We start from the raw sequence: 19,337 nt of genomic DNA, 5'->3' as shown, positions 1-19,337 counted from the left end.
GGGGCGGTCCGAAGACCGCCCCTTTTTTTGCCGTGTTTGGCGGGCTCATTGCAAGAGAATTGCGCCCGCTTTCACGCTTGTGCTTAAGCAAAGCTTTTAATCGGCATCGGCCTTATTGCGCCGGCCGCGGCCGCGCCGCTCGCCGCCGTCATCGCTGGCATCTTCCATGCCTTCGATCAGCTTGCCCGTTTCCTGGTCCACGACCTTCATGGAAAGGCGCACTTTACCGCGGTCATCGAAGCCCATCAGCTTCACGAAGACCTCGTCGCCTTCCTTCAGAACATCGGAGACAGCGCCGACTTTTTCCTGCTTGAGCTGGGAAATATGCACCAGACCGTCGCGGGGACCGAAGAAGTTCACGAAAGCGCCGAAATCGACGACCTTCACGACCTTGCCCTTGTAGATCATGCCGACTTCCGGCTCCGCCGTGATGCCCTTGATCCAAGCCAGCGCCGCTTCGATGGCTTCCTGGCTCGAGGAGGCAACCTTGATCGTGCCGTCATCACCGATATCGACCTTCGCGCCGGTCTTTTCGACGATCTCCCGCACGACCTTGCCGCCCGTGCCGATCACTTCGCGGATCTTATCCTGCGGGATCTTGATCACTTCGATGCGCGGCGCATGGGCGCCGAGCTCGGGCCGCGCTTCGGTGAGCGCTTTCGACATTTCATTGAGAATATGAAGACGCCCGCCCTTCGCCTGGCTCAGCGCGGTATCCATGATCTCCTTGGTGATGCCGGTGATCTTGATGTCCATCTGCAGCGAGGTCACCCCTTCGGAAGTACCTGCCACTTTGAAGTCCATGTCGCCCAAATGGTCCTCATCGCCCAGAATGTCGGAGAGAACGGCGACGCCGTTTTCTTCCTTGATGAGGCCCATAGCGATGCCCGCAACCGGGCGCTTCAGCGGCACGCCCGCATCCATCATGGAAAGCGAGGCCCCGCAGACCGTTGCCATGGAAGAGGAACCGTTCGACTCGGTGATCTCCGAAACGATGCGGATCGTGTAGGGGAAGGCATCACGCTCGGGAAGCACCGCGCGCAGCGCCCGCCAGGCAAGCTTGCCGTGGCCCACTTCGCGCCGGCCCGTAAAGCCAACGCGGCCCGTCTCGCCCACGGAATAAGGCGGGAAGTTGTAATGCAGCAGGAAGTTTTCCTTATAGGTGCCTTCCAGCGCGTCGATGAACTGCTCGTCCTCGCCCGTGCCCAGCGTCGTCACAACGAGGGCCTGGGTTTCACCGCGGGTGAAAAGCGCCGAGCCGTGGCTGCGCGGCAGGATATGCGTTTCGGAGACGATGGGACGCACCGTTTCCAGATCACGGCCATCGATACGCTTGCCGGTCTCGATGATCGAGCCGCGCACGATGTTCTTTTCCAGCTTCTTGAAGGCGCCGGAGACTTTCGTGGCGACTTCCGGGCCGTCATCTTCGCCCACCAGTTCGGCAACCACCTTGTCCTTGGCCTCGGCGACTTTGTTCTGGCGTTCGCCCTTGTCGGCGATGGCGTATGCCGCGCGCAGATCCGCCTCGGCAATGGCTTTCACCTTGGCTTCGAGATCGGAATTGTCGATCTCTTCGATCGGGCGCGGTTCTTTGGCCGCTTTTTCCGCCAGACGGATGATCATATCGATCACCGGCTGGAACTGCTCGTGGCCGAACATCACGGCGCCGAGCATGACGTCCTCGGAAAGCTCCTTGGCTTCCGATTCAACCATCATCACCGCATCGCCCGTCCCGGCGACGACGAGATCGAGCTGGCTTTCCACCATCTCGTCGATCATCGGGTTGAGCGCATATTCGCCGTTGATATAACCGACACGCGCCGCGCCGATGGGCCCCATGAAAGGGATGCCCGACAAGGTCAGCGCCGCCGAGGTTGCGATCATGGCAACGATATCGGGATCGTTTTCCATGTCGTGCGAGACGACGGTGGCGATGACCTGGGTTTCGTTTTTGAAAGCCGGGTGAAAGAGCGGGCGGATCGGCCGGTCGATCAGCCGCGAGACGAGCGTTTCTTTTTCGCTCGGCCGACCTTCGCGCTTGAAGAAGCCGCCGGGGATTTTACCGGCTGCGTAGGTTTTTTCCTGGTAGTTCACGGTCAGGGGGAAGAAGTCCAGCCCCGGCTTGGGGGCGCGCTCGGCAACCGCCGTCGCCAGGACCGTGGTTTCGCCGTATGACACCAGCACCGCACCGTCCGCCTGACGGGCCACTTTACCGGTTTCGATGATCAGAGGCCGTCCGCCCCATTCAATTTCTTCACGTGCAATATCGAACATTATCGTTTCCTAATCTGTGCCGCTGCTTCCATGCGTTTATCCAACTCCATGCAGCCAGCACATCATTGTGCCGCGTTTCCTCGCGGCCGGACGGGTAAGGGGGATCGGGGGCTTACTCCGGGAACCGGCTTTTTCGAGACGTGAAAAAAACCGGTCCGCTCCCTGTCCGCTTACCTTTATCGGACACATCGTCTCTCTTCGTAGCGGGCTTTCGCCCGTTTGCCTCAAGACAGTTTCTCGACGCTGTTCTTGGCGTCCAATCTTGACGCGGGACTTTGCTCCCGGTCCAAAGCACAACGCACGCGCCTTACGGATGAAGGCACGTGCGCTTGCCATGTTCCATGAACAAAAGCCCTTATCTCCGGATACCGAGCCGCTGGATGAGCGCCTGGTACCGCGCCTGATCCTTGGCCTTCACATAATCGAGAAGGCGGCGGCGCTGGCTCACAAGCTTGAGCAAACCGCGGCGCGAATGGTTGTCCTTCGCGTGGGTTTTGAAATGCCCGGTGAGATTGGCGATCCGCTCGGTCAGGATGGCTACCTGCACTTCCGGCGAACCCGTGTCGCTCGCGCTTGCGGCAAATTCTTTGATGAGCTCTTGTTTGCGCTCGGCCGTAATCGACATCGTCACTCCTAATGAGAAAGGTTGAAAACACGCACGGGCCTCAAACTTCCCCGGTCATATTCGGTCAGCGCCACCGGCTCTCCCTTGTGCAAGGTCAAAACCGGGCCGTCGAATACCGGGGCGTCACGCCCGCGCAGCAACACTGCCTGCCCTCTTTTCAATTTCGCCGTATCGCTGCCGTCCAAGGCCAGGGCCGGGATGTCGTCCAGCGCGGTCTCGATCGGCAGTAAAAACGCCTCCAAAGGGCCGGAAGCGGGCGCACTATGGCTCAAGTCTCTCAGTTTTTCCAGAGGAATCGACGCGCCCTCCGCGAAGGGTCCCGTGGCGGTCCGGCGCAGGGCAACCACATGGCCGCAGGTGCCAAGAGCCTGCGCCATATCCCGGGCAAGAGAGCGCACATAAGTGCCTTTGGAGCACAAGATCTCGAACTCGGCATGGGCCTCGTCCGGCATCCCCGTCAGCCCGATCTTATAAATCGTCACCTTGCGGGCCTTCAGCTCCACCTCGACCCCGGCCCGGGCGAGGTCATAGGCCCGCTCGCCCTCCACCTTAATGGCGGAGAATTGCGGCGGCACTTGCTCGATTTCCCCGGTAAAGCGGGAAAGAACGGCCTCTATATCCGCGCGGGCGGGGCGCAGATCGGCGCGGGCGGTGACCTCGCCCTCCGCATCGTCCGTCGCCGTTGCCTCGCCCCATTTCACGGTGAAGCGGTAGGTTTTGCGCGCATCCATGACGAAGGGAATGGTTTTCGTCGCCTCGCCCAGCGCCACCGGCAAAATGCCCGTCGCCAAAGGGTCGAGCGTGCCGGCATGGCCCGCTTTCTGGGCATCGAAGGCCCGGCGCACGATATTGACCACATGGGTGGAGGTGGGCCCGGCAGGCTTGTCGATGATCACCCAGCCGCTGACGGGCCGGCCCTTGCGGCGGCGCGCCATCTATTCTTCCTCATCGCGGGGCGTGTCGGTTTCTTCCCCGCCCTCCCAATCGTCTTCCTGCAGGTCGCGGGCGACTTTCGGCGAGCGCAACAGGCCTTCGACATTTTCCGCATAATCGAAAGATGTATCGGAGGCGAAACGAAGTTCCGGCATGTAACGCAGATTGATCTCCCGGGCCAGCTCGCCGCGCAGGAACTTGCGCGCCCGCTTCAGGGCATCCAGAACGGGGGCCGGGTCCTGGCGCCCGAGCGGCACCACATAGGCCGTCGCATTGCGCAAATCCGGGCTCATCTTCACCTCGGAGACCGAGATGATGGCGGTTTCCAGCACCGGGTCTTGCACATTGCCCCGCGCCAGCACATCGGAAAGCGCATGGCGGATCAGCTCGCCCACCCGCAGCTGACGCTGGGAGGGGGGGCGGCCGGCCTCGGGGCCTCTTGTCTTGGCAGATGTTCGCCGTTTCATTTTCGTATCCACTTCTTCCGGCGGCCTTCAAAGAAGAGCCGCCGCCCCGGTATCGGCCGGGGCGGATCGCATCTCATCAAGACCGCAAACGCCGGTCCTAGTCCAAACTGCGGGCAATCTCTTCCACGTCGAAGCACTCGATCACATCACCCGGACGCATGTCCTGATAGTTCTCGAAGGCCATGCCGCATTCCTGGCCGCCATGCACTTCCTTGACCTCGTCCTTGAAGCGCTTGAGCGTGGAAAGCGTACCTTCGTGAACCACCACATCGTCGCGGATGAGGCGGACTTTCGAGCCGCGGCGCACCGCGCCTTCGGTGACACGGCAACCGGCCACCTTGCCGACCTTGGAAATATTGAAAACTTCCAGAATCTGCGCATTGCCGATAAAGGTCTCGCGCATTTCCGGCGAGAGCATGCCGGACATGGCCGCCTTCACATCGTCCACCAGATCGTAGATCACCGAGTAATAGCGGATCTCGATCCCGGCAGCACGGGCCGCATCGCGCGCCTGAACGTTGGCGCGGACATTGAAGCCGATGATCGGCGCGCCGGAGGCCTGCGCCAGCGTCACGTCGCTTTCGGTAATGCCGCCAACGCCGGCGTGAAGGACGCGGGCCTTGACCTCGTCGGTGCCCAGCTTGTCGAGCGCCTGTACGATCGCCTCGACCGAGCCTTGCACGTCGCCCTTGATGACGATCGGCACTTCGTGGCGCTCGCCCTCTTTGAGCTGAGACATCATCTGATCGAGCGTCGTGCGCACCAGGCCGACACGGGCTTTACGCTGAAGGCCCTGGCGGTATTCGGTAACTTCACGGGCGCGCGCTTCGTTCTCGACCACGACGAACGTGTCGCCGGCATCGGGCGTTCCGTTGAGACCCAGCACTTCGACGGGCACGGAGGGGCCGGCATCTTCGACATTCTTGCCGCGGTCGTTGAGCAGCGCACGTACACGGCCCCATTCGGCGCCCGCCACGATAATGTCGCCGACTTTCAGCGTGCCGCGCTGCACGAGCGCGGTTGCGACCGGGCCGCGGCCCTTGTCGAGCTTGGCTTCGATCACCACACCCTCCGCCTCGCGGTCCGGGTTGGCTTTCAACTCCAAAAGCTCCGCCTGCAGAAGAATGTTCTCTTCCAGCTTGTCGAGACCCATGCCGGTCTTGGCGGAAACTTCCACCGCCAGCACGTCGCCGCCGAAATCTTCCAGAATGACTTCGTGCTGCAGCAATTCGTTCTTCACGCGGCCCGCATCGACGTCGGGCTTATCCATCTTGTTGATCGCCACGATCATCGGCACTTCGGCGGCCTTGGCGTGGTGAATGGCTTCGATGGTTTGCGGCATGACGCCGTCATCACCGGCCACCACGAGAATGACAAGGTCCGTTGCCTTGGCGCCGCGCGCGCGCATCGCCGTAAAGGCGGCGTGGCCGGGCGTATCGAGGAAAGTGATCTTATCGCCTGCCGGCATCGTTACCTGATAGGCGCCGATATGCTGCGTGATGCCGCCGGCTTCGCCGGCCACCACATCGGTCTTGCGCAGCGCGTCGAGCAGCGAGGTCTTGCCGTGGTCGACATGGCCCATGACCGTGACGACGGGCGCGCGCGCCACTTTCAGATCGTCCGGATCGTCCTCGGTGACGAGGCCTTCTTCCACATCCGCCTCCGATACGCGCTTCACATTATGGCCAAGCTCTTCGGCCACAAGCTGCGCGGTATCGGTGTCGAGCGTGTCGTTGATTTGCACCATCACGCCCTGTTTCATCAAAAGCTTGATGACATCGACGGCGCGTTCGGCCATGCGGTTCGCCAGTTCCTGCACCGTAATGGCTTCGGGAATGACGACGTCGCGGGCAACCTTCTGGCGCGGCTCCTGGGAAGTGCCCCGGGCGCGTTTCTTCTCGCGCTCCATGCGCCGGCGCATGGAGGCAAGCGAACGCTGGCGGCCGCCCTCATCGTCGGTCAGCGCGCGGGTAATGGTCAGTTTGCCCTCGCGGCGGCGGGCCTCGCCCTTGCGCGCAGGCGTGGGCTTGACCGCATCGGCAGCCGGCTCCTCGCGCTTGCGCACGGGTCCCTTCGCCTCACGCCCAGGTTCCGGCATGTCGTCGGCGGATTCGGGCGCTTTGGCGCGCTCCATCTTTTCTTTTTCAGCCGCGCGGCGCTTGGCTTCTTCTTCCGCTTTCAGCCGCTTGGCTTCCTCGGCAGCGCGCAGCTCGGCCTCTTCGGCCTCACGCCGGGCCGCTTCCTCGCGTTCACGGGCAAGCGCCGCATCTTCGTCCGCCCAGCGCTTGGCATCGTCCTGGGCTCTGCGGCGTTCTTCTTCCTCGCGCTCCTTGGCTTCTTCAAGAGCTGCGGCGCGGGCCTGTTTTTCTTCGTCCGTCAGCGTGCGCAGCACCATGCCGCCGCGGTCGGCGGTTTTGGATTCCGCTTTCTTCGCTACGGGTTTGGCCGCCGCAGGCGCGGGTTTTTTCGCCTCGGGCGCCGGGGCGGCCTGTTTCGGCGCCTCCTCGACGGCCGGACCCTCACCATCGCCGGAGCGGATCGTGCGTTTGCGTTTCTTTTCAACCACCACGGACTTGGTGCGCCCACGGGAGAAGCTCTGGCGCACTTGGCCAGTCTCCACTGTGCGCTTCAGGCTCAAAGTCTTGCCGCCTGATGCCTTCTTGCGGTCGCCGGTTTCCGTCGAGTCGCTCATTCGCTTCCTTTACCTCCGGAGCCCGAAATCGGCTCCCACGTCGTCCATCTGGCGAGGTCCGCCAGAACCTTACTTTTCATGCGCTGATCTGTCAGCGCAGCATGTACCACATTTGTGCGCCCCAATGCCAAACCGAATTGTTCGGCATCCGGGCCTCTAACAACAGGTAAGTCCTGCTGATCCAACGCCTTGAGCCGGGCTCTGAGACGCTTTTTACCGTCCGCGCCTGCATCGCGCGCCTCGATCACCGCCAGGGCCTTGCCCTTGACGATCAGCTCGAAAACCCGCTCCTGCCCCGCCACCAGCGCGCCCGCGCGCCGGGCAAGGCTGAGACTGTCGAGCGCCCGGCGGGCCAAAAGCGCGCCCACTTGCGCGCCAAGATCCTCCGGCGCCTCCACCTTTTGGCGGGCGGCGCGGGAGAAAAGTCCCTTTTTCAGCGCTTTTTCAAGCGCCTCGCGCCGGGCTTCCAGCCAGATGCCGCGGCCGGGCAGCTTTTCGGCCAAGTCCGGCACAAGCTGGCCTTCCGGCCCGACGACGAAACGGACAAGCCGCTCCGCCGGCATCACCTCGCCGGAAAGGATGCATTTGCGCTCTTTTCCGGCTGCGGCCATGAACAATCCCAAAAGGGCTAAAGAAAGGGCTCAAGGCGAGGCCTCAGGCGCCCGCCTCCGCCTCCTCTTCACTGCCTTCTTCACCTTCTTCCGCCTCGTCTTCGGCGGGGCCGGCGCGCATCGCGTCCAGCTCTTCCTGCGTGATCCAGCCCGCGCGCACGCGCGCTTCCATGATCATGTTTTCCGCTTCCTCGCTGGTCACATCATGACCATCGAGAATGCCTTCCATGCGCTTGCGCTCGCCGCCGACATTCTCGAACCAGCCGGTCAGATCGTCCGTGGCGCAGCCTGCCAGGTCCTCAATCGACTTGATGTCGTTCTCGCCGAACGTCACCATCATGGCGGGCGTCACGCCGGGCACTTCGGCCAGATTGTCCTCGACACCCAGCTCTTTGCGCCGGTTGTCATATTCCTCGTTCTGCTTGTCGATGGCATCGAGCGCGCGGTTTTGAATTTCCTGCGCGGTTTCTTCATCGAAGCCTTCGATATCGGCAATTTCCTCAAGCGGCACATAGGCCACTTCTTCCACGCTCGCAAAGCCTTCGGAGGCGAGAAGCTGGGCGATCACCTCGTCCACATCCAGCGCGTCCATGAAGGTCGCCGAGCGCTGCGCGAATTCGGCCTGGCGGCGCTCCGATTCCTCGGCTTCGGTGAGAATATCGATATCCCAGCCCGTCAGCTGCGAGGCAAGACGCACGTTCTGCCCACGCCGGCCGATCGCCAAAGACAATTGGTCATCGGGCACCACGACTTCAATACGCTGGGCGTCTTCATCGAGCACGACCTTGACGACTTCGGCAGGGGCGAGCGCGTTGACGATGAAGGTCGCATGATCGGGCGACCATTGAATGATGTCGATCTTCTCGCCCTGCAATTCGTTCACCACCGCCTGAACGCGGCTGCCGCGCATGCCGACGCAGGCGCCCACGGGGTCGATGGAATTGTCGTTCGAGAGAACGGCGATCTTGGCGCGTGAACCCGGATCGCGGGCCACCGCGCGCACTTCGATGATGCCGTCGTAAATTTCCGGCACTTCCTGTCCGAAGAGCTTCGCCATGAACTGGGGGTGGGAGCGGGACAGGAAAATCTGCGGGCCGCGCTGCTCGCGGCGCACATCGTAGATATAGGCGCGGATACGGTCGCCGGTACGGAAGGTTTCGCGCGGCAGCATTTCATCGCGCCGCACGATCGCCTCGCCCCGGCCGAGATCGACGATCACATTGCCGTATTCCACACGCTTGACCTGGCCATGGACCACTTCGCCCACGCGGTCTTTATATTCTTCATATTGGCGCTCGCGTTCGGCATCGCGCACTTTCTGAACGATCACCTGCTTGGCGGTCTGCGCGGCGATACGGCCGAAATCGACGGGGGGCAATTCATCCTCGATGAGATCGCCGACTTGAGCGGCGGGGTTGCGCCGCTGCGCGTCTTTCAGATCGACTTCCGTTGCATCGCTTTCCACCTGCTCGACGACTTCAAGCAGCCGGACGAGCTTGATCTCGCCGGTCTTCGGATCGATCCGCGCGCGGATTTCGTTTTCCGAACCGTAGCGCGAGCGGGCCGCCTTCTGAATGGCCTCAGCCATTGCCTCGAGCACGATTTCCCGCTCGATCGACTTTTCGCGCGCCACTGCATCGGCAATTTGCAAAAGCTCCAGCCTGTTTGCGCTTACCGCCTGTGCCATCTGCTCTCTCCGCCTTCGCCGCTCATCCGTGCGGCCGTCGTTTCAGACTCTCTTCGATCAATGCATCGGTCATGACGAGCTTGGCTTCACGCATTTGCGCAAACGGCAGGCCGATCACCTGCGGCTCGTCATAGCCTTCCACATCCATTTCCAGCAGCACTTCACCTTCTTCGAAGCCCTGCAGGAGACCCCGGAACCGCTTGCGCTCGGCAAGCGGCTCGGACAATTCGATTTTCGCCTCAAAGCCCGCCCAGGTTTCAAAATCCTTGGGCCGGGTCAAAGGCCGCCCGATACCGGGCGAGGAAACTTCCAGATGGAAGGTCCCGTCAAGCGGGTCCTCCACATCGATCAGCGCCGAGACGGCGTGGGAAAGCTCTTCGCAATCTTCCACTTTCATCGTGCCGTCGGGCCGCTCGGCCATGATCTGCAGCGTGCGCCCATTGGCGCCCGACAAATGCACGCGCACGAGCTCATATCCCATATCGGCCGCCAGCGGGGCAATGAGACCGGCGATCCGGCGCTCCAAGGCACCTGTCGCGATCATATGCGATTGAACCGGCGTTTCGGCCCCGTTCATCTCACTCAAACCATTCGTCCCGACAATTCCGATCCGCTTCTCTTTCGCTTGTCCGCCGGTACCCATCGGCACAGCGTCACGCGCCAAACAGGGCTCCAGATAACAAAAAAAGCGGGGCCCAACTTTTCCGAAACGGAACCGTCAGGGCATCCCACTCTCTTTCATCCGGTCTAACCAAGCGCCAGACCAGCTATATGAGAAGCAAGCGCTCTCTCCAATATAGCCATAAATGGCTGATCGGCAAGCGCTTTATGGCCATTCCGCCCCAACGAGGCTTTGGCCGAGACCCTGAAAGGTTCGGCCAAAGCCCGGGGAAGCCCGCCTACCAGCTTTCCCCGAAAGGCCGAATTTCCACATTGAAAGACCAGGCCGACCGGGGCTGGTGGGCGGTGTGAAAACATTCCGCGGCAATGTCATCGGGCTCGATGAAGAACTCCCGGGGCTTGTCCTTGAACATCTCCAGCGCCCAGGGCACCGCGATCACCGCATCGATGGTGATATAGGCGACATGCACGCCTTTCGGGGAAAGGGTCCGGGCAATGGATTCGGCCAGAATGCGCTGCGCCGCCTTGGTGGGGGCGAAGCCGGCAAAATTCGGCACACCGCGATGGGCCGAGGTATTGCCGGTACACAGGATGACGCCGCTGCCCCGCTCCATCATGGCCGGCGCCGCCAGCCGGGCAAGATGATAGAGCCCCATCGTATTGGTGCGGAAGTTGCGCTCCAGGATCTCCGGCTCGACATCGAGAAAAGAGCCGAAGGCGCCGCCCGGCGCATTGTGAATGACGATCTCGGGCGTACCCATTTCCTCGCAAACCCGGCCATAGGAAACGGCAAGGTCTTCGGCATTGGCGACATCGCAGGTATAGGCCCTGGCCCCCGGCACATCTTTTTCATAGCCCGCCAGCCGCTCCGCGCTGCGGGCGAGCATCGCCACGCCATAGCCGCCCTCTGCAAAGCGGCGGGCAAGCGCAAGGCCGGTGCCGGGCCCGACCCCTGCAATGAGACAGGTTTTCTTATCGCTCATCACTTTTGCTCCCTCAAGCTGCCTGGCGCTTCAAAGCCTCTTCCAGAAAACCCAGCCGGTCATTGCCGAAATAAAGCGTCCCGCCCAGAAGAAAGCTCGGCGTGCCGAAAAGGCCCTTTTCGGCGGCAAGATCGGCGGCTTTTTCCAGCTCATCCGCCCGGGCCGCATCGCTTGCCTCTTCCATCAACTGGGCGCCCAGCAGGCCCGCCTCATCGAGAACGGCAGCGATCAGGCCGGGTTCCGAGAGGTCTTTGCCCTCGCCCCAAAGCGCCTCGAAAATGAGATGGGTATAGGGCGCGATGAGGTCTTTATCGCGCGCGGCAAGCGCCCCGCGCAAAAGGAGCCCGGCATCGGTCTGACGCAGTTTTGCGCCGGGGGCGAAAGGGATGGCGTAATGCGCCGCCCAGCGCCCCATATCCTGCATCGCATAGGCAAGCTTGTTCTGACATTCCATCGTGGTCGGCCTATTGCCCACCCGCTCCATCAGTCTGCGCACAGGGACCGGCTCATAGCGCAGCACCGCGCCCGTGCGCTCGGCCAGCGGGCGGATTTGCGACTGGGCGAGATAGGAATAGGGGCTCATGAAATCGAAATAGAATGCCAGGTCTGCGGCCATGACTCGTCCTCCTTTAGTTGCGTTATGAAACCAATAAAGATTCGAGTTTTGTTTTGCAACCAAAATCCACCTATACTCACCCCATGGCCCGCAAACGTTTCGATGACATGCCCTGCTCCATCGCCCAGACCCTCAATCTGGTGGGCGACTGGTGGACGCTGCTCATCATCCGGGACGCGTTTTTCGGGGCCAGGCGCTTTGCCGAATTCGAAACCCGGCTCGGCATCGCCAAGAACATTCTGGCAAACCGCCTCTCCCAGCTGGTGGAGAACGGCATCATGCAGAAAGTCGATATCGGCCAGACCGGCACCCATTACGCCTATGAGCTGACGGAAAAGGGCCGCGATCTTTTTCCCGTGCTCACCGCCTTGCGCCAATGGGGCGATAAATGGGTCTATGGGGAAGGCTGCGCGCCGATGGACGTCATCGAGCGCAAGTCGGGCCGCCCGCTGGCACGCATGGTGCCCCTCGGCGCGGACGGCACGCCCGTCGCGCTTGAAGATCTTGAAATCCGCTTGAAAGAGAAAAGCTAGCGCGGGCGCCGGCGGAAGGTGAGGTAAGAGGGCACGCGGCCCGCTTTCAGCGCCTTTTCCTCATAGCGCGTGCCGGGCCATCCCTCGAAGGGCCGGCGCCAGTCTGCCGGGCGTTCCGCCAGCCATTCGAATTCCGCATGGCGCACCTTATGGGTGAGCGTCCAGCGCACATAATCGGGAATGTCGCTGGCGAAATGAAAGAGCCCGCCGTCTTTGAGCACACGGGCGAAGCGCGCGAGATTGTCGTCGCTGACGAAACGGCGTTTCTTGTGCTTCTTCTTCGGCCAGGGGTCGGGATAGAGGAGATAGATCCGCTCGACGCTTGCCTCGGGCAGCGCGTCCAGCACATCGCGCGCATCGTCATCATGAAGGCGCACATTCTCAAGGCCGCGCGCTTCCACCTCCGCCAGAAGTTTGGCGACACCGTTGACGAAAGGCTCGCATCCGATGAAGCCGGTCTCCGGATTTTCCGCCGCCCGGTGCGCCAGATGCTCACCGCCGCCGAAACCGATTTCCAGCCAAAGCGCCTGCGGCGTGAAAGGGAAAAGCGCGGCAGGCTCGATGGGTTTTGAGACATCCACTTTGAGGCGCGGCAAAAGCTCATCGACGAGGCGCTGATGATGCGCGCGCAATGTCTTGCCGCGGCGGCGGCCATGTAACGTCTTTTGGGGCAGCGTGTTTTGGGGCTGCGGTTTTTGGGTTTGAGCGGTCATTGCTCTGTTCAGCTTATGGCTCTCCTGCAAGAAAGAAGAGCGCGCCTTCTCGTCAAATTCATGCGGGGTCCCCCGGGCTTGTCCCGGGGTCCATGCAGCTGCCCGACATACGCCAAGCGCGATGGATCCCGGCACGGGGGCCGGGATGACAACTGTGGAAAACCGGCAGACCGGTGCGCCTGCCGCTTCCTTCGGAAAGAAGTGCCGCGCTTACGGCAGTTCCTTCTTGATCGCCTCGGCAAGATCCGTCTTTTCCCAGGAGAAACCGCCATCGGCATCGGGCTCGCGGCCGAAATGGCCATAAGCGGCGGTGCGCTCATAAATCGGGCGCGAGAGCTGCAGATGCTCGCGGATACCGCGCGGCGACAGGTCCATGGATTTGCCGAGCGCGGTTTCGAGCGCGCTTTCTTCCACCTTGCCCGTGCCATGCGTGTCGACATAAAGCGAGAGCGGCTTCGACACACCGATCGCATAGGAAAGCTGGATCGTGCATTTTTCGGCAAGGCCGGCGGCCACGACGTTCTTGGCAAGATAGCGCGCCGCATAAGCTGCCGAGCGGTCGACCTTCGTCGGGTCCTTGCCCGAAAACGCGCCGCCGCCATGGGGCGCGGCGCCGCCATAAGTATCGACGATGATCTTGCGGCCCGTCAGGCCCGCATCACCGTCCGGCCCGCCAATGACGAAGAGGCCCGTCGGGTTGACGTACAGCTCTTCTTCCGGGCAGGCCCAGCCCTCGGGCAGCACCTCGGTGATGTAAGGACGCACAAGCTCGCGCACTTCTTCCTGCGTCAGCCCTTCGGCATGCTGCGTGGAGACAACCGCAGAAGTGACGCCCACCGGCTTGCCGTTTTCATAGCGCAGCGTCACCTGGCTCTTGGCATCGGGGCCGAATTCCGGGCGCTTACCCGAATGGCGGTCCTCGGCCATGCGCTTCAGGATGCGGTGGGAATAATAGATCGGGGCCGGCATCAGCGTCGGCGTTTCGGTGCAGGCATAGCCGAACATGATGCCCTGGTCGCCCGCGCCTTCATCCTTATTGCCATCGGCATCGACGCCCATGGCGATATGAGCGGACTGGGCATGAAGATAGATCGAGACATCGGCGGTCTTCCAGTGGAAGCCCTCTTGCTCATAGCCGATTTCCTTGACGGCGCGGCGCGCCACTTCTTCGATCTGCGCATGCGTCACGCTATCCGGGCCGCGCACTTCACCGGCCAATATAATGCGGTTCGTCGTCGTCAGCGTTTCGCAGGCCACGCGCGAATAAGGATCGGCTTTCAGATAAAGATCGACCACGGCATCGGAAATCCGGTCGCATACCTTGTCGGGATGCCCTTCGGAAACGGATTCACTGGTAAAAAGATAACTCGCGCGCGCCAAGTGCCTCTCCCTCGTTGGCTGCCGGGCCCTAGGGCGGGCTCAACAGAAAACCGGCGCAACCTGCGCCGGTGCCTGCGTGTTGTGGCAAGCAATGAGGAGGCGGTCAAGACCGAAAGGCCGCCAATCGCGCCCATACCCGCGCCGAAGAGGCTGCCACCGCTTAGAGGCTTTCGCCCAGCTCTTCGCTTTTGCCGAGGGTTTTGACGAGATCGAGAACCCGTTTGCGCACGGCAGGCTCGCGGATGGAAAAGAAAGCCGAATTGAGCTGGATGCCTTCGGAGGTGGTCAGCACATCGAGATCGAAACCGGCTTCTTTCGTATCCGAAAAGCCGTTCGAGCCGCCGTTCTGCGCCGCCGCGTCCAAGCCTTCGAAAAAGAAATCCACCGGCACCCCAAGAATTCGGGAAATTTCGAACAGCCGGCTGGCGCCGATCCGGTTTGCGCCTTTTTCGTATTTCTGAACCTGCTGGAAGGTAAGGCCCAGTTGCTCCCCCAGTTTTTCCTGGCTCATGCCGATCAGCATACGGCGCATCCGCACTCTGCCGCCCACATGAATGTCGATCGGATTTGGAGATTTTCTTACCACCGCCTGCCCCTTTACGTTACCGGATCCGCCCGCCGCCTTCGCACTATCTTGGCAGCACAACCTAAGGTTTAGCAACTCCGCGCCCCACGCGATTGGCAACTATTACCCCGGTTGCATGGCAGAATCACGAGTTTCTTTAGTTGTCAGTAAAACACAACCATCCCGGCGCAGACGGGTGCAATCGGCGCGGGGCGGTAAACTTCGTGTTATTGGCTTTCAGGGGAGCGCGTCCGGCAGAGCACCCGCAAACCCCGGATTATCCGCGCGACCGCGCCTCCCGGCCCAGCACCAGACTGAGCGCGGCAAAGAGCATGAGGACCAGCATCCAATCGCCGAACCGCGCATAAGGCGGCGGGGCCAGTGCCTTGGGGAGCGGGCGGTCGAGCACCCCTTCTTTTTCGATATCGATGGTGCCGAGCAGCCGGCCGTATGGGTCGATCACGGCGGAAATACCCGTATTGGCCGCGCGCACGACCGCCAGTCCTTCTTCCACCGCCCGCAGGCGCGCCTGCGCCAAATGCTGATAAGGCCCGCCCGACGTGCCGAACCAAGCATCGTTCGTGACATTGACGATCCAGCCGGGACGGGCGCCGCGCGCCGTGACCGCACCGGGGAAAATAATCTCATAACAGACAAGCGGGCTGACGGCGGGTGCATCCGGCACGGCAAGCGTCATGGGCCCCGGGCCGCTTTCATATCCGCCGCGCAGGCGCGTCAACTGCTGAAGGCCGATCGCCTCCAAGAGCCCTTGCATCGGCAGATATTCCCCGAAGGGGACGAGATGCGCCTTGTCATAGGTCGCCAGAATATCCCCGTCCTCGCCGATCACATGAACCGCATTGAAATAGCGATCGCGCTGGCCGGGCTCGCCGGCCGGTTCCGAACGCACCGCCCCTAGAATGAGACTTTGGCCGGGCTCCAGAAGGCGGGCAAACGCCCGGCGCAGGATCGGCTCGCGCTCGAGCAAAAAGGGCAGTGCCGATTCCGGCCAGATGAGATGCGTGAAATCGGCAGGCGCCGCCGCGCTCAAACGCATATATTGGCCGACAATGGAGGTGCGGTTTTCCTTCAACCATTTCTGGTCCTGGGCAATATTGGGCTGCACCACGCGCAGGCGTACACCGGCCACCGTCTCATCGCCCGCCGTTGCAAGGCGCAAGGCCCCGCCGATCCATAAAAGCGCCAGCACCAAAAGCGCGGCCATGGGCGCCTGCCAGAGCGCGCGAGAGAGCGCGCTGCGCTCATAAGCAAGACGCGGGTCATAGGCAAGGCGCGGGTCATAGGCGGCAAGTCCGCTTGCGGCCAGAAACAGCACGAAGCCCAGGCCGTAGGGGCCAAGCAGCGCGGCGGACTGCATCATCGCCTCGCTCGCCACCGCCCCTTGCGCCATCGTGTTCCAGGGAAAGCCGGTCAGCACATGCCCGCGCAGCCACTCGCCCGCCGTCCAGCAGACGGCCAGCACCGCAAGGCGGCCATAACCACCGACCCAGAAGAGGCGGGCGGCGGCACAGGAAAGCCCCGTGAAAAGCCCCAGCCCGACGGCCAGAAAGAACACCGCGAAGGGCGCCATCCAGCCGAAGATATCCGCCTCGACATAAAATGCCTCGGCCACCCAATAAAGCCCGAGCACAAACGTGCCCGTGCCAAAGGCCCAGCCAATGGCAAATGCGCTCAGAAAAGGCCGCCAGAAGCGGGCCTTTTCCCCGTCCCCGCCCGATACTCCCTCCACCCGCGCCGCCCAGCGGCCCGCCGGCGCCACCCCGTCCAGCATCCAGACGAGGCTCGGCAGTGTGAGAAAGAAAACCGGCGGAAACGAAAAAGGTTCGAAGGCAAGCGCGCTCAGCGCCCCGGCCAGAAGCGCCAGCCCCATACGCACCGCGAGCCGGCGGCCCGCAAGCCAGGCCGCATAGGTCTCGAGCCCGCGCGCTCCGCTTTCCGCCCAGTGCCCCCGGTTCATTTATGTTTTTCCGTTATCCGGGCCGCTGGCGGGCGCGCCGCCCGCGCCCTGCTCCGGCCCGGCATCCGCCGGAGCGGGGGCAGAGGCGGAGGCAGAGGCAGAGGCAGAGGCAGGGTCGTCCTCATTCGGATTTCGCGCAGGCAAGTGAATACGCAGCCGCTTGATGCGGCGCGGATCGGCATCGCGCACCTCGAATTCGAGCCCGAGCGGATGGGAGATGAGCTCGCCGCGCTGGGGCACGCGGCCCACCAGCGTGAAGAGGAGCCCGGCCAGCGTGTCGGCATCGTCCTCGAACTCCTCATCCACCAGCTTCATGCCGATCATGTCTTCCAGATCCTCGATCGAGGCGCGGGCATCGGCCATCAGCGTGCCATCGTCGCGCCAGACGAAATCGGGTTCTTCTGGCTCGTCATGCTCGTCCTCGATATCGCCGACGATTTCCTCGACCAGATCCTCGATGGTGACGAGCCCGTCCGTGCCGCCATATTCATCGATCACGAGCGCAAGATGCACGCGGGTGGATTGCATTTTTAGCAGCAGATCGAGCGCGCGCATGGAGGGCGGCACGAAAAGCGCGTCCCGGCGCAGGGAAAGAAGCGAGAAGGCGCCGCGCTCACTTTCGTCCTTCGCCATCCAGGCCAGCACATCCTTGATGTGCAACATGCCGATGGGATCGTCCAGCGTCTCGCGGAAGACGGGCATGCGCGAATGAGCACTCTCGCCGCAAATGCGCAAAATCTCATCGAGGCCGGCATTTTCCTCGATCGCCACGATATCGGCGCGCGGCACCATGACATCAAGCACGCGCTTCTCGCCGAAGGAAAGCGTGTTCATGAGCATGTGCCGCTCGATGGGCGTCAGCCGCTCGCCTCTGTCATCGCGCATGCGCACCAGATAACGCAGCCGCTCACGCAGGCTCTTTTCCTCGCCGCCGCGCAAGAGGGTGAGAAGTTTCGAGAACACCCCGCGCGGGCGCGGGGCGGGCGGAGCCTGCGCGGAAAGTTTTACACCGGCCAGATGCTCGCGGGTCAGATCGCTCATGCCCGCTCTCCTGCACGTACTGGACCGGGCATATCACCGGCATAAGGATCGCCGACGCCCAGCTTGGCCAGAATTTGCCTCTCGTAATTTTCCATCGTCCCGGCTTCTTCATCCGACTGATGGTCATAGTCTAGCAAATGAAGCAGCCCGTGAACGGCTAAATGCTGCATATGCGCATCGAAGGTTTTGTTCTGCTCGGCAGCCTCGCGCATCACCGTCTCGAAACCGAAAACGATATCGCCGAGCACGAGGCCGGCTTCCTGGCCGGCAAAGGCGGGAGACGGGGAAGGCGGAGCGGGAAAGGACAGCACATTGGTCGGCTTGTCCTTGCCGCGGAATTTGCGGTTGAGGCTTTGCACGAAATTATCATCGGCAAGGAGCACCGAAAGCTCGGCGGTCATGGCCTCTTGCGGCCAATCGGTTTCGGGAAAAGTCAGCGCGTCGGCAAATGCCGTTTGAAAAGCGCGCAGGAGAAGCTCTTCCGTTTCGGCCTGCCAGCCGCCGCCCTGGCGGCCGATTTCCGTTTCAAGCAGGGGCGCCCGGCTTTGCCTGCCGGGCGGGCGACTGCTTCCAGATCCTTCTTCCATCACTCTTTTGCCTTCGCTTTGCCGCCGGAGCGCGTGAGCAGCGTCTGCTCCTGGGCGCCGTAAGCCTGCACGATGCGCGTCACCAGAGGATGGCGCACCACATCCTCATTGGTGAACTCGACGGTCGCAACGCCTTCCACCCCTTTGAGAATATGCAGCGCCTCATTCAACCCCGATTTGGCGCCGAGCGGCAAATCCACCTGGCTCGGATCGCCCGTGATCGCCATGCGCCCGTTCTCGCCGAGCCGGGTTAGAAACATTTTCATCTGCACGGGCGTGCAGTTTTGCGCTTCATCGAGAATGACGAAGGAATTGGCCAGCGTGCGCCCGCGCATGAAGGCAAGCGGGGCCACTTCGATTTCGCCGGATTCGATACCCTTCATCACCTGCTCGCCGGGCAGCGTGTCGTAAAGCGCATCGTAAAGCGGGCGCAGATAAGGATCGATCTTCTCGCGCAAGTCGCCGGGCAGGAAGCCGAGCCGCTCCCCCGCTTCCACCGCCGGGCGGGAGAGAATGATCCTGTCCACTTTTTTCTGCATCAGCATGGAAACGGCCATGGCGACGGCGAGATAGGTTTTCCCCGTACCGGCCGGCCCCACACCGAAGACCAGCTCATGGCGTTTGAGCGCATCGATATAGGTGCCTTGCGTGGGCGAGCGGGGCGCAATGAGCCGGCGGCGCGTGACGATCTGCAGCGCCTTGTCGGAGCCCGATCCGCGCGCCTGATCTTCCTTTGGCGCCTTGGCCATGCGGATGGCGCCGTCGACCTCGCCCGCCGTCACCTCAAGCCCTTCTTTCAGGCGGGCATAAAGATCGCGCACGATCATCTCCGCCTGATCGCGGGCGCCCGGACTGCCGGAAATCACGAGCTGGTTGCCGCGCGCCGTCGCTTCCACGCCGAGGGCGCTTTCGATCCGCGCCAGGTTCGAATCATGCTCGCCGAACAATTCGGTCAGATAGCGGTTGTCGTCGAAATCGAGAATGAGACTGCCGGAGCCGCTCTGTGTCGTCGCCTGAGATGCCGTCAATAG

General features: G+C 62.3%; 18 protein-coding genes. 1 reads left to right on the top strand and 17 read right to left on the bottom strand.

Annotated features, from left to right (window positions below):
* Window positions 1-96: 96 nt before the first annotated feature.
* From pnp to M2A_RS01565, 10 genes are all read right to left on the bottom strand, one after another.
* Window positions 97-2,274 carry a polyribonucleotide nucleotidyltransferase gene (gene pnp / locus M2A_RS01610; protein WP_045442025.1) on the bottom strand — a complete coding sequence of 726 codons (2,178 nt, stop codon included), beginning with the start codon at window positions 2,272-2,274 and terminating at the stop codon, window positions 97-99.
* Between the two features lie 355 nt (window positions 2,275-2,629).
* Window positions 2,630-2,899: a 30S ribosomal protein S15 gene (rpsO, locus tag M2A_RS01605; RefSeq protein WP_045442359.1), complete on the bottom strand. Its 270-nt coding sequence runs from the start codon at window positions 2,897-2,899 to the stop codon at window positions 2,630-2,632.
* 8 nt (window positions 2,900-2,907) lie between these two features.
* A complete protein-coding gene (truB, locus tag M2A_RS01600) occupies window positions 2,908-3,834 on the bottom strand; it encodes a tRNA pseudouridine(55) synthase TruB (protein ID WP_045442022.1) in 927 nt (308 codons plus the stop codon).
* Window positions 3,835-4,299 (bottom strand): 30S ribosome-binding factor RbfA, encoded by a 465-nt coding sequence (gene rbfA, locus M2A_RS01595; protein ID WP_045442357.1) that lies wholly within the window; start codon window positions 4,297-4,299, stop codon window positions 3,835-3,837.
* Between the two features lie 97 nt (window positions 4,300-4,396).
* Window positions 4,397-6,991, bottom strand: coding sequence for a translation initiation factor IF-2 (gene infB / locus M2A_RS01590; RefSeq protein ID WP_045442019.1), 2,595 nt, complete (start codon window positions 6,989-6,991; stop codon window positions 4,397-4,399).
* Entirely contained in the window at window positions 6,988-7,602 is a 615-nt protein-coding gene (locus M2A_RS01585) for an RNA-binding protein (RefSeq protein ID WP_045442016.1), read from the bottom strand. Before M2A_RS01585 ends, infB begins: the two co-directional genes overlap by 4 nt.
* A gap of 43 nt (window positions 7,603-7,645) precedes the next feature.
* On the bottom strand, window positions 7,646-9,289 hold the full coding sequence (gene nusA, locus M2A_RS01580) for a transcription termination factor NusA (protein ID WP_045442013.1): 1,644 nt from the start codon (window positions 9,287-9,289) through the stop codon (window positions 7,646-7,648).
* Window positions 9,290-9,311: 22 nt separating this feature from the next.
* The gene (gene rimP / locus M2A_RS01575) at window positions 9,312-9,953 is read right to left on the bottom strand and encodes a ribosome maturation factor RimP (RefSeq protein ID WP_244444353.1); all 642 of its coding nucleotides are present in this window, start codon (window positions 9,951-9,953) and stop codon (window positions 9,312-9,314) included.
* Window positions 9,954-10,188: 235 nt separating this feature from the next.
* Window positions 10,189-10,893: an SDR family NAD(P)-dependent oxidoreductase gene (locus M2A_RS01570; RefSeq protein WP_045442010.1), complete on the bottom strand. Its 705-nt coding sequence runs from the start codon at window positions 10,891-10,893 to the stop codon at window positions 10,189-10,191.
* A gap of 13 nt (window positions 10,894-10,906) precedes the next feature.
* Window positions 10,907-11,509 carry a 2-hydroxychromene-2-carboxylate isomerase gene (locus M2A_RS01565; protein ID WP_045442007.1) on the bottom strand — a complete coding sequence of 201 codons (603 nt, stop codon included), beginning with the start codon at window positions 11,507-11,509 and terminating at the stop codon, window positions 10,907-10,909.
* Window positions 11,510-11,592: 83 nt separating this feature from the next.
* On the opposite strand from M2A_RS01565, the gene M2A_RS01560 reads away from it, so the two are divergent.
* Window positions 11,593-12,042, top strand: coding sequence for a winged helix-turn-helix transcriptional regulator (locus M2A_RS01560; protein WP_045442005.1), 450 nt, complete (start codon window positions 11,593-11,595; stop codon window positions 12,040-12,042).
* Here the strand turns inward: M2A_RS01560 and trmB are convergent.
* The 7 genes from trmB to M2A_RS01525 form a co-directional block, all read right to left on the bottom strand.
* A complete protein-coding gene (gene trmB / locus M2A_RS01555; RefSeq protein ID WP_045442002.1) occupies window positions 12,039-12,755 on the bottom strand; it encodes a tRNA (guanosine(46)-N7)-methyltransferase TrmB in 717 nt (238 codons plus the stop codon). The two genes, M2A_RS01560 and trmB, sit on opposite strands and share 4 nt — an antisense overlap.
* Before the next feature lie 210 nt (window positions 12,756-12,965).
* Entirely contained in the window at window positions 12,966-14,135 is a 1,170-nt protein-coding gene (gene metK, locus M2A_RS01550) for a methionine adenosyltransferase (RefSeq protein ID WP_045442000.1), read from the bottom strand.
* Window positions 14,136-14,295: 160 nt separating this feature from the next.
* Window positions 14,296-14,721, bottom strand: a complete 426-nt coding sequence (locus M2A_RS01545; protein ID WP_081875297.1) for a helix-turn-helix domain-containing protein — start codon at window positions 14,719-14,721, stop codon at window positions 14,296-14,298.
* A gap of 256 nt (window positions 14,722-14,977) precedes the next feature.
* Complete coding sequence (gene lnt, locus M2A_RS01540) at window positions 14,978-16,678, bottom strand: apolipoprotein N-acyltransferase (protein WP_045441996.1); 1,701 nt, start codon at window positions 16,676-16,678, stop codon at window positions 14,978-14,980.
* Window positions 16,679-17,719, bottom strand: a complete 1,041-nt coding sequence (locus M2A_RS01535) for a hemolysin family protein (protein WP_081875296.1) — start codon at window positions 17,717-17,719, stop codon at window positions 16,679-16,681.
* The gene (ybeY, locus tag M2A_RS01530; protein ID WP_045441994.1) at window positions 17,716-18,306 is read right to left on the bottom strand and encodes an rRNA maturation RNase YbeY; all 591 of its coding nucleotides are present in this window, start codon (window positions 18,304-18,306) and stop codon (window positions 17,716-17,718) included. The genes M2A_RS01535 and ybeY overlap by 4 nt, the downstream gene beginning before the upstream one ends.
* Window positions 18,306-19,334 (bottom strand): PhoH family protein, encoded by a 1,029-nt coding sequence (locus M2A_RS01525; RefSeq protein WP_045441992.1) that lies wholly within the window; start codon window positions 19,332-19,334, stop codon window positions 18,306-18,308. Before M2A_RS01525 ends, ybeY begins: the two co-directional genes overlap by 1 nt.
* Window positions 19,335-19,337: the final 3 nt, after the last annotated feature.

The organism is Tepidicaulis marinus (assembly GCF_000739695.1).
GTDB classification, from domain to species: Bacteria; Pseudomonadota; Alphaproteobacteria; order Parvibaculales; family Parvibaculaceae; genus Tepidicaulis; species Tepidicaulis marinus.
This window is presented reverse-complemented; position numbering and strand designations above follow the sequence as displayed.